Source organism: Ferruginibacter sp., assembly GCF_014377975.1.
Classification (GTDB): Bacteria; Bacteroidota; Bacteroidia; order Chitinophagales; family Chitinophagaceae; genus Ferruginibacter.
Genome location: NZ_JACMOO010000432.1, coordinates 1 through 9,281 on the forward strand (window position 1 = coordinate 1; position 9,281 = coordinate 9,281).

At 36.7% G+C, this 9,281-nt stretch carries 11 protein-coding genes; all 11 read right to left on the reverse strand.

Annotated features, from left to right (window positions below; all coding sequences use genetic code 11):
- Positions 1 to 190: 190 nt before the first annotated feature.
- Entirely contained in the window at positions 191 to 412 is a 222-nt protein-coding gene (locus H7254_RS20840; protein ID WP_301934810.1) for a CDGSH iron-sulfur domain-containing protein, read from the reverse strand.
- Positions 413 to 754: 342 nt separating this feature from the next.
- Positions 755 to 1,708 (reverse strand): WD40 repeat domain-containing protein, encoded by a 954-nt coding sequence (locus tag H7254_RS20845; RefSeq protein ID WP_301934811.1) that lies wholly within the window; start codon positions 1,706 to 1,708, stop codon positions 755 to 757.
- The gene (locus H7254_RS20850; protein WP_301934812.1) at positions 1,705 to 2,058 is read right to left on the reverse strand and encodes a 4Fe-4S binding protein; all 354 of its coding nucleotides are present in this window, start codon (positions 2,056 to 2,058) and stop codon (positions 1,705 to 1,707) included. Before H7254_RS20850 ends, H7254_RS20845 begins: the two co-directional genes overlap by 4 nt.
- A gap of 26 nt (positions 2,059 to 2,084) precedes the next feature.
- The gene (locus tag H7254_RS20855) at positions 2,085 to 2,561 is read right to left on the reverse strand and encodes an Rrf2 family transcriptional regulator (protein WP_301934813.1); all 477 of its coding nucleotides are present in this window, start codon (positions 2,559 to 2,561) and stop codon (positions 2,085 to 2,087) included.
- A 137-nt stretch (positions 2,562 to 2,698) separates the two neighbouring features.
- Positions 2,699 to 3,244 carry a BrxA/BrxB family bacilliredoxin gene (locus H7254_RS20860; RefSeq protein ID WP_301934814.1) on the reverse strand — a complete coding sequence of 182 codons (546 nt, stop codon included), beginning with the start codon at positions 3,242 to 3,244 and terminating at the stop codon, positions 2,699 to 2,701.
- Positions 3,245 to 3,276: 32 nt separating this feature from the next.
- Entirely contained in the window at positions 3,277 to 3,645 is a 369-nt protein-coding gene (locus H7254_RS20865) for a DUF59 domain-containing protein (protein ID WP_301934815.1), read from the reverse strand.
- A 4-nt stretch (positions 3,646 to 3,649) separates the two neighbouring features.
- The gene (locus H7254_RS20870) at positions 3,650 to 4,750 is read right to left on the reverse strand and encodes an Mrp/NBP35 family ATP-binding protein (RefSeq protein ID WP_301934816.1); all 1,101 of its coding nucleotides are present in this window, start codon (positions 4,748 to 4,750) and stop codon (positions 3,650 to 3,652) included.
- A gap of 8 nt (positions 4,751 to 4,758) precedes the next feature.
- Positions 4,759 to 6,135 carry a Fe-S cluster assembly protein SufD gene (sufD, locus tag H7254_RS20875; protein ID WP_301934817.1) on the reverse strand — a complete coding sequence of 459 codons (1,377 nt, stop codon included), beginning with the start codon at positions 6,133 to 6,135 and terminating at the stop codon, positions 4,759 to 4,761.
- Positions 6,136 to 6,145: 10 nt separating this feature from the next.
- Complete coding sequence (gene sufC, locus H7254_RS20880; protein ID WP_301934818.1) at positions 6,146 to 6,910, reverse strand: Fe-S cluster assembly ATPase SufC; 765 nt, start codon at positions 6,908 to 6,910, stop codon at positions 6,146 to 6,148.
- Positions 6,911 to 7,034: 124 nt separating this feature from the next.
- The gene (sufB, locus tag H7254_RS20885; protein WP_301934819.1) at positions 7,035 to 8,486 is read right to left on the reverse strand and encodes a Fe-S cluster assembly protein SufB; all 1,452 of its coding nucleotides are present in this window, start codon (positions 8,484 to 8,486) and stop codon (positions 7,035 to 7,037) included.
- A gap of 420 nt (positions 8,487 to 8,906) precedes the next feature.
- Positions 8,907 to 9,281, reverse strand: a 375-nt coding sequence (locus tag H7254_RS20890) for a hypothetical protein (protein ID WP_301934820.1), incomplete at its 5' end; no start/stop codon positions are given.

Below are 9,281 nucleotides of genomic sequence, written 5' to 3' on the forward strand. Positions count from 1 at the left end.
AACCATTTTTGTAAATCGGAATCACTTAGTGATTCAAGCCCAAGTTCTTTTTTTAACTCAGTTACATGAATAAGTAAAGGCTGCTTTAATGAAGTAGGTGCAACATGTTCATACAAAAATGCAGGAAGTTTTTGGAAAGAATTGTCAAAATTAATATTACACCTGGTCATGATTTTATTTGTTTGATGTATTATTTTTTTGGAGGCAAGGCAAATGCGACAGCCTCATGTTCAAAGTGCCCGTTATGAGCACCATCGCAAAAAGGTTTATTTTTAGAAAGGCCGCAACGGCATAGTGAAAGCACTTCACGTCCTGCTAAATCATATACATTTCCATTTTTATCTACAATCTCAAAATCACTTTCTATTCTCAGGGAACCATTGTTGTTCACTGTAATTTTTGTTTTCGCCATGATTACTTTGTTTTTAAGAGTGATTATGAAATTCACATGAACCTTGTCCAATGGAATTTTGGTCAAAATGTTCAACAAATTGGATGCTTGCAAAACCGCCACCGGTAACGATTATTTTTTTTCTGTTCATTGTGTGAAACATAAAAATTATTCTGTCTATAAAATAGGAACAGCAAATCTTAAACAGATATCTGTTTCAACTTTATTTATTTTTAATACTCCCGATTTAAATAATGTGCTGCTGTAAATACCCAATTGCCCAGCTGGTTGATGTAGTAATCTTCTTTTTTTTAAAAGGCAATGTTTTGTTGATGCATATTTTATTACAGTGTTTCAACCATTTCAATTATCATTGGTATTATAATTATTAATTCCCCATACCATGATGGCTTTGTCATCACCGGTTGAAATAAGATAATTATTAAAATCGCTCCATAAAAGTTTGTTTACCGAATGGGTATGGCCTTCATGTTGATGCTTATCAATTCGTAAGAGCAAATCAAAGTTTTCAGCATCCCATATTTTAACTGTTTTATCCCTGCTTCCTGTAGCAAAAAACTTTTTATCAGAGCTGAAAACAATGCTGTAAATGGCATAGTTATGAGCAGGGATACGATGGATTAAAGCATACTCGTTTTCAATATCCCATACATTTAAACAGGCATCTCTCGATCCTGATAAAAGGAGCTTTCCGTTTGGATGATAGCAAACTGTATTCACCGAAAAGTCATCAAGATGCCCCTTGAGTATTTTCTTTTCAACATAGGTTTCAAAATCAAAAATACGGATAGACCCATCACCGCATCCAATGGCCGCTTCTTTCAAAACAATGTTGAAATCTATAGACCGTATTTTTTTATCGCAAAGTTTTAATGCGGTAATCAATGAGAAATCGTTAATTGACCAAACAGAAAGTGTACCGTCACCGGCCAGTGCCCAAATACTTTCTTTTTCCGCAAGGTATTGGATATCGTAAATGGATTGCCGGTGAAGTTGTAACAATTTTATTTCTTCATTCTTGTTAAGGTCAATAACATGGATGCCTCCTAGAGACTGGCCAACAAGTAATAGGTTTCTTTCCGGAATATATTTCAATGCCATGGCTTTGGCAGGTAACTTTGCAACAACTTTGTTCTGTTGTTGATCTTCCATATTCCATTCTACTACCATGTTATCGCTGCTTCCGGAGTAAAAAAGGTGAGCATTGTATGCGGGTTCTAATGTGAAAATAGCGCCTCCATGCCCAATAAATTGACCGGCCTTTTCTGTTTGTATTTTTGCAGGTGCGGCAATCATATAAGATGCATAAACTTTTTCTTGTTTAGTAATTCTTCTTTTGTTTCTCTGTAATCCGGATCATCCACACAACAATCTACCGGACAAACTGCGGCACATTGTGGTTCATCATGAAAACCAACACACTCGGTACATTTATCCGTTACGATATAATATAAATCTTGAGAGACTGGAGTATTGCGCGAGTCAACATCGACGGTGTTGCCTGAATTTTGTCCTGTGTAAGAACCTTTGAGTGAGGTGCCGTCAGCATATCTCCATTCAGCACCACCTTCATAAATTGCATTGTTCGGACATTCAGGCTCGCATGCCCCGCAATTGATACATTCATCTGTTATTATTATAGCCATGACGGTTAGAAATTGGTAATTAAAATTTAATTTTTAAATTCATTAGCTTTTGCTTCAATAATATTTAGCAAAACTCCGGAAACGTCTTTTTCGTTTTTGATCATGTCTGCCATAGTTACCTTATCCAACAAATTGTCTAGTGTGGCCTGCATCATTGACCAGAGCGACCGGATAGAGCAATCCACTGAATTGGTACATAACCTCATTATTCCTGCATGACTATCACAGAATTTTTTATCGAACAACTTTCCACTCAATGCTTTTAACGTGTCGTTTACTGTTATTGCAGCAGCAGGTTTTGCCAGGACATAACCGCCCATGTGACCTCTTGTACTGTTAATCAATCCTTCTATGCGAAGTAGCCGGGTTAATTTTGCAACATAGTTTACAGACAACCCTTCTGCTTCACTTAGTTGAGGAATGCTTATTCCTTTCTCATCCGTGCATCGGGTTATCCTTACCATTATTCTTAATCCGTACTCTACTTGAGCTGTTATTTTCATTGTAATATTTTTTAATTAGTTTTTGTATTCGATTTACTATTACAGATAAAATTCGCAAATATTAACGCAGTTAATGATGGCAAATTGCAATTTTTTATACCCCATAAATACAAACTGAATACAGAAACTATTTATTCTTAATGCTTGGCCGGATCAGTGTGGCAACCGTATTTACCTTGAGTAACATTTTCAAAATCTTCTGCGGAAATTGATGGCCCTTTATTCCTGCATTCTTTGTTAAAAATAGCCACCAATTGACTGGCAATTCTTTCTGCTGTATGTCCATCAATATCGGATCGTTTGAAAATTGCCACTGGCTCACCATTTCTAAAAAGAGCAATGTGGGGTGAGGAAGCTTGATGATTTGGAAGATATTTACTCCTGTACCGGTCAATTGCATCTTTTTCCATTCCACCAAATAGTGTGTAAAGCTCATTAGGGATGATGCTGTTTTGCAAGGCCATCATTACTCCTGGTCGTCCACTACCTGCCGAACAACCGCATACAGAGTTAATTACAACAAGTATCGTTTTGTCATCATTTCTGCCTAATGCCTTATCTACATCTTCAGGCGTTAATAATTCTTTGCAACCTACAGATGTGAGTTCATCCCGCATGGGCTGAACAGTAACAGCATTATAGTTGGGTTGCTGTGTCGATTTTATTAAATTAGATTCTTGCATTTTTTTGATTATTAATTTTGTTGTTGTTTAATTTAAAACATCCCGGTTTCAAATTTAGCCGTCTCACTCATCATGTCTTTTGACCAAGATGGCTCCCAAATTACTTCTACTTTAGAACTGCTCACTCCCTGAATATTCCTGATCTTCTCTTCCACTTCCGGGGGAAGTGTTCCTGCTACGGGACAGGAAGGCGAGGTTAGTGTCATTTTAGTGTGCACATTGGCTTCATCATCAATGTTGATTTCATATACCAATCCTAAATCAAAAATATTGGTGGGTATTTCTGGGTCAAAACAGGTTTTCAAAACATCAATGACCTTTATTTCTAATGTTATTTTATCGGCTATCTCCATAAATATATTTTTATTGCTTGTAAGTATTTTTTGTTTTCCGTGCTTCATGAATTTACACTTCAACTTTTTCTTTTGATGAAATACTACTCAACTTTTTTACGCATTCAATCACGTACCTGGCTAAGTCGTTAAATATTTTGCCTTCTATCGTATTTTCATTTAATGCTGCAGGTGCCCCAATATCTCCCGCCTCCCGTATTCTTGTTATCAAGGGGATTTGACCTAATAATGGAACATTCATTTCTTCCGCCAATTTTTTGGCTCCATCCTTTCCAAATATGTAATCTTTTTTATCAGGATTACCCTCCGGTATATAGTAAGCCATATTCTCAATCAAGCCAATCACCGGGACATTAAACATAGGCATCTTGAACATATCGATACCTTTTCTCGCATCGGCCAAGGCAACTTCTTGTGGCGTACTAACTACAATAACCCCCGTAAGCGGAATTTTATCTACGAGCGTAAGATGAATATCGCCTGTGCCTGGCGGAAGATCTACAAGCAGATAATCTAAACTACCCCAATCTGCATCCTGAAATAATTGGATAAGGGCTTTGGAAACCATTGGCCCGCGCCAAGGAACTGCCTGAGATGCTTCAGCAAAAAAACCAATAGATAAAATTCCTACTCCATGAGATACAATTGGCTCCAAAAGATTCCTTCCATTTACAGCAACAGTAATTGGTTTTCTATTTACCAAACTAAACATGAGTGGCATTGATGGCCCATAAATATCGGCATCTAACAAACCGACCCTTGCACCTGATTGGTGCAAGGCCACTGCAAGATTCGCTGCAACGGTAGACTTCCCCACACCACCTTTACCAGAAGCTATTGCAATAACGTGTTTAACACCTTGTAATATAGATCTGTGTTCGGGAGCCCTATCCTTAAAACCGGGGAGGGCTTGCATATTTATATCCAACTTAATATCCTTACCTAATGCTTGGAAAAGACTTTCCATACAAGCATCTCTCACTACCTTTTTACTTGCCAGAGTAGGGCTGCTAATTTTAACGCTAAAGCTTATTATGTTCCCTTCTATGTAAATATCACGTACTAACCCTAAGCCAACAATACTATTTTTGAGGTCAGGCTCAATGACATTACTCAGTATTTTTAGAATATTCTCTTTCGTTATTTCATTCATTTTGTTTGTCAGTTTAAGGATTCATTGTTTGTTTCCGACAATTGCTTAAACTTATCAACAAGCATCTGTTCTACTTTTTCTTTTACAGGATCAATTTTAATTAATTCGGTTATCTCCGTTAAAAAAGCTTGTTTTAAAACAGATATAGCCTCTTTTTTGGAAAGTCCTCTTGAACGCATATAATACAATGCATCTTCATTCAGTTGCCCGATAGTTGCACCATGACTGCATTTAACATCGTCTGCAAAAATTTCCAACTGAGGTTTGCTATTCATCGAGGCTCCTTTTGATAATACAAGGCTATGGTTTTTCTGAAACGCATTTGTCTTTTGAGCATCTGGTCGTACTATTATTTTACCATTAAATACTCCTTTAGCATTATCTGTAAGAACTCCTTTATACAACTCGTTGCTGTTGCAATTGGGATATGCATGATCTATAAAGGTTTGGTTATCTATATGCTGTTTGTTTATGCCTATATAAATGCCATAAAAATTGGTGCTTGTTCCGCTATCCATTAAAATGGAGCTTAGATTGTTTCTTACTAATTTTCCACCCAAATCAACTACATAAGAGCTGTAAGTGCTATCCCGCATTTGCTCTACTTCTGTGTTGTTGATAAAAAACGCATTCTCTCCTTCGTCTTGAATTCTATAATGATCAACTACCGCGTTTCGTTTTAGAACCAACTGGCTAACAGTATTAGTGAAATACGTTTGTTGGGAATTAGGCAGATGGTGATAAGTTTCAATAATTGTTAGTTTACTATTCTCTCCGGTTACAATTATTTTTTGAGGGCATATAACTGTTGGCTCTCCTTCTGCGTGAGTTATATTTAATATATGAACAGGGCGATCCACAACAAGTCCGTCAGGTACATTAATGTAAATTCCATTATTTGCAAAAGCGGTATTTAATACCGTGAAGGAATTATTTGCTTGGCTTGCCCATTTGCTCAAGTATTGGGAAACTGTTGAGTTTGTCGGCCCGCCTTCTTGCAAACAAGATGGAATATCCTGTACAGTAATTTTATTGGATAATCCCTCTTTTGATGAAAGCACTTTATCGTATTTGCCATTCACAAAAACCAGCAGGTATGTATCCAGCCCTTCAAAAAGAAAAGGGCTTATATCCGCTGTTTTTATATTTAGAAATTTTGGCTGTTGGTATTGCGGCTGAAGCAGCTCTCCAACATTGGTATATTTCCAATCCTCATTTTTCCTGGTTGGAAAATTTACATCGTTAGCAAATCGTTGAATTGCAGTTTTTTGTATCGCATGCCCTGCATAATTTTTCTGTCCGTTTAACGAGTTTTCATATAGACGGAACAGTTCAATAAACTTGCCACTGCTATCATTTTTATCTGGTGTATTTGAATTTGCCATGCTTATCTTTTTAAGATATTGTCAATGTTGCTACTTCTTCTTTGATCCAGTCATATCCTTTTTCTTCCAGCTTCAATGCTAAATTTTTGTCACCTGATTTAACGATTTTTCCATTGTACAGCACATGAACAAAATCGGGAATAATGTAATCGAGTAATCGTTGGTAGTGTGTAATTACTATGAACGCGTTGTCTTTTGTTTTCAATTGATTAACACCATTGGCAACTATTTTTAGCGCATCAATATCTAGCCCTGAATCAGTTTCATCCAACACTGCAAGCCTTGGTTCCAATACTGCCATTTGTAAAATTTCATTGCGTTTTTTTTCTCCGCCCGAAAAGCCCTGGTTCAGTGATCGGCTCAAAAAATTATCCTCCATCTCCACCATTTTTGCCTTCTCTTTGATAAATTTTATCGTTTCCGTTGCGTTCATTTCTTTCTTCTCCTGATGTTTTCTAACAGCGTGAATAGTATGTTTAAGAAAGTTTGCAGTGCTTACACCCGGTATTTCTATTGGGTATTGAAATGCTTGAAATATACCTTCCTTGGCACGTTCATCAACTGATAATTCGAGGAGGTCTTTACCCATATAGGTAATACTACCCTCAGTAATTTCATAACCTTCTTTACCTGCTAAGACGTGCGCCAGCGTACTTTTTCCGCTTCCGTTTGGTCCCATTATAGCGTGTACTTCGCCAGCATTTATTTGAAGGTTAATACCATTCAATATTTTTTTTCCTTCAATTTCAGCGTGTAAATTTTTTATAGTTAACATGTCTTTTATTTTAGATTACAAATTGCTGATTGGCAGATTGTAAATTGGTTGTTTTACTTTTTGGTTAATTGATGTTGTTTTAAATATTTTTAAATCCTGCTAATTGTTTAATGTTAAAATATATTTACCCTACGCTACCTTCTAAACTTACAGCAAGCAATTTTTGTGCTTCCACCGCGAATTCCATAGGCAATTCTTTAAATACATCCTTGCAATACCCGTTAACAATAACATTAATGGCGTCTTCCATTTTTAATCCTCTTTGCATACAGTAATAAAGCTGGTCCTCGCCTACTTTAGAAGTTGTGGCTTCGTGTTCAATTTGAGCTGTATCGTTATCAATTTCGAGATAAGGGAAAGTATGCGCACCACATTTATCCCCCATTAATAAAGAATCACATTGCGAAAAGTTCTTAGCATTTTCTGCATTTTTCCCAACTTTGACCAAACCTCTGTACGAGTTGTTGCTTCGGCCTGCTGAAATACCTTTAGAAATAATAGTACTGCTGGTATTTTTGCCAATGTGCCACATCTTAGTTCCTGTATCTGCTTGTTGCAAATTATTGGTAACTGCTACAGAATAAAACTCACCGGTTGAGTAATCTCCTTTTAAAATGCAACTTGGATATTTCCATGTAATAGAAGAACCTGCTTCAACCTGTGTCCAGCTGATTTTAGATCTTACTCCTGCACACAATCCTCTTTTGGTTACGAAGTTGTAAATGCCGCCTTTGCCATCTTTGTCGCCAGGATACCAGTTCTGAATAGTAGAATATTTAATTTGCGCATCATCAAGTGCTACGAGCTCAACCACTGCTGCATGCAATTGGTTTTCATCTCGCATAGGGGCGGTGCATCCTTCGAGGTAACTCACATAACTACCTGCTTCAGCTACAATTAATGTTCTTTCAAACTGACCTGATCCCTCAGCATTGATACGGAAATAAGTAGATAACTCCATCGGACATCTTACGCCCTTTGGAATGTAACAAAACGAACCGTCCGTAAACACGGCAGAATTAAGTGCAGCATAAAAATTATCAGTGGCTGGAACAACCATCCCTATATATTTTTTTACTAATTCCGGATGTTCCCTTACCGCGTCACCAAAAGAGCAAAAGATAATTCCTAATTTTATTAACTCTTCTTTGAAAGTAGTTATCACAGATACACTGTCAATTACAATATCAATGGCAACCCCCGCCAATCGTTTTTGCTCCCCAATTGAAATACCCAACTTCTCAAAAGTTTTCAATAGTTCAGGATCTGCTTCTTCTAAGCTATTGAGTATTTTTTTTTGTTTTGGAGCAGCATAATAAATGATGTCCTGGTAATTTATTGGGGGGTACTTTACATTTGGCCATTTAGGTTCCGCCAATTTCTCCCAATACCTGAAGGCTTTTAATCGCCAGTCAAGTAACCATTGAGGTTCATCCTTTTTAGAAGATATTAATCGGATGGTATTCTCATTCAGACCTTTTGGGATAAGTTCAGTGTCAATATTACTGGTAAATCCATATTTATAATCACTCTTAGTAAAATCTTCAAGAGTTTCTGTGGAGGCTTCTTTACTCATGATTTATATATCATTTTGTCGTTTAATGCAAACTTTCAATTGCAAGATAGGCAAATATATTTAATCTATACTTTAAAGTACATATTAATCTATACAAAAAAGTATATATGCTATTCTGGTCTTATGCCAGATCGATCAAATGCGGGCCTGCTGATTGAAATTTTACTCAGGTAATAATGATGCGAATGGAAATTGATACTTCGAATTGAAATTAAAAGTTGGACATTTCCCCGGATTATTGCGTTTTAAAACGCCGATTTCCGGTTGTAAGTATTCATTAGGATTCTAAGCGATTGAAAATTTTCTAATTGATTCGATGATCCCAATCCGGAGAGTATAAAGCCGAAGATCTTCTATTTGGTTTTTTTATGACTAATCAGGTTCAGTTATATACTTCTGAGAAAAGTTTGAGCTAAGGAATTAATGCTTGCTTAGTGGCAATATAAATCCTGCTCCATATATGTATTGCATAGAGAAAAAACGATGGGTAGCCAATCCTTTATGATCGGCCCCTAGCCTCGTATTTGTGTAATTTGCCAAAGCTCCCTGCAGGGATGTTTCCAGGAAAAAATACTGCAAAAGTTCTAAACGTAACGTTGTACTAAGGCCATAAACCATTCCATGATAATAAAAGGCACCTTTATCATAATTGCCCAGTACAGTAGAAATCGTGTAGGAAATTAAAGGTCCAGCACCAACTTTCCCTATCGCACTAAACCTTATATTTTTCTTCTTTATAAATTCAGTCCTTTTTAGGAGGTTGATCATCAGGTAGTTATTGCCATTAGTATGCTG